General features: G+C 59.1%; 1 protein-coding gene. It reads right to left on the bottom strand.

Annotated elements, in window-relative coordinates:
* Window positions 1-430 precede the first annotated feature (430 nt).
* On the bottom strand, window positions 431-802 hold the full coding sequence (locus AWB67_RS37460) for a DUF3564 family protein (RefSeq protein WP_087649027.1): 372 nt from the start codon (window positions 800-802) through the stop codon (window positions 431-433).
* Between the last annotated feature and the right edge of the window lie 765 nt (window positions 803-1,567).

The raw sequence follows: 1,567 nt of genomic DNA, 5'->3' as shown, positions 1-1,567 counted from the left end.
GGTCAGAGGCAACGGAAGGCCGGCCGAGGGGCGGTGCCTGCCGCGCCGAAGCCCGTGCTGGCCGGCTTTGGGTTGGCTGTGGATGCAGGGGGGTGCGGTACGGTTGATTCCTCGCGCCAAGGCGAGATGATAAGCGACGCACGGTGCAGGTGGCCCAGCCTGCGCCAGGCAACCGACCGGCGTAGCTGCGACGTGGAATAGGACACGACATGCAGAGCGTTGCTGGCCAATTTTTGCAGCATGTTGTTGGAGAACTCCCTTCAGCAGTTTTCGATGTTTGCGAACATACCAGACCCACTCGGGTTGCATCCAGACGGCAACGACAGAGGTGTCGCTACGCTCTTAATCAGAATCAGTTTAGATAGACGAACTTCGTTGACGCCGTCATCATGCGTCCCCCCGATAGACGCGCATGCCTCTCCCATTGGGATCAGACCCGCTCGCTTTGGGAGGCCGAATGCGCGGGCGAGTCATCGCAATCCGTAACTAGCTCTACGTGCCAGTGGCCCGCCGCAGGCTGGATTCCCTGATCGGCGTACCAAAGAGCGCGCCCGGTCTCGCCCTCGAATGGCCCGTCGTGAGAAGAGGCATCGAAATCTTCGAGCACGCACAGAAGCACCTGGTCGGTCGGACCGCACATCAATGTGCCAGTCTGTGCTTTGACCAACGGGCCTTCGCGGGGCAGCATCAGGCCGCACTGGCTTTTGCACAGCCAGCGATGGGCGCCCTTTTCAATTTCAAGGATGGCGTATCCACACGGGCAGACACGGTCGAAAGTGTCAAGATGGAGGGTGATACGCATTGCATACTCCGATATCGGCCACACGGGCCGAAGTGACAAGCTCAGGTGAAAAGCTTATCCAGCGTCAGCGGGTGCGTGGATGACCCAGGTCAAGTTCTCGTCCGGAATTGGTTCGAAAAGTTGACGGAGGTGGCGCGCGCACCGGAATTTTGGACGATTTACCCTTCGCGCGCTGTCGCGAGTTCCCGAACCTGGCCCTCGGTCTTCCTTCGACAATCATCTCGCGATCGGAAAAACAGTCGTTGTTCCGATCAAAACCGGTTGCAAGGCGCGGTGCAACACCGCGCTTGACGTATCGAGCCATCAGGGTTGGCCGCTTGTCGCAACTATGGGTATGTGGATTTCTGCTTGTCTCAGAGTGGATTTCAAAAGGCTGCGCCCAAACGGCTCGACTTCCAGCGCTCCCGGCAATTGATGGAGGTCCGAGGGTACGTCGCAGTTTTTCGCAGGCTTGATGTAGGTCAACGGCCGAAAATCACCCATGCATAGAGTATTGTTGTGCAATTCGCATTCTAGCAATGCGGATGCCAATGAGCGCACTCGTGGATGCCAAGGACCCCGGCGTGGGAGAAGCGGCGAACCGAGCGGGGCTGATAAGACGCGCTCACTGAGTCAACGTCCCGAGTGCCTCCGAGACATCGGGACGGGCCACTGATGCCGCGCCGCGCGAAGGTGATTATCTTTCGTCGTGAAACCGGGCGTCGATGTGACTTGGCATCTCCCATTTGTGGAGTGACGGGGCGTGAGCCCCACCTCTGATACCGG

This window comes from Caballeronia terrestris (assembly GCF_001544515.1).
GTDB lineage: Bacteria > Pseudomonadota > Gammaproteobacteria > Burkholderiales > Burkholderiaceae > Caballeronia > Caballeronia terrestris.
The sequence above is the reverse complement of the archived record's forward strand: the minus strand, read 5'-3'. Positions and strand labels throughout refer to the sequence as shown.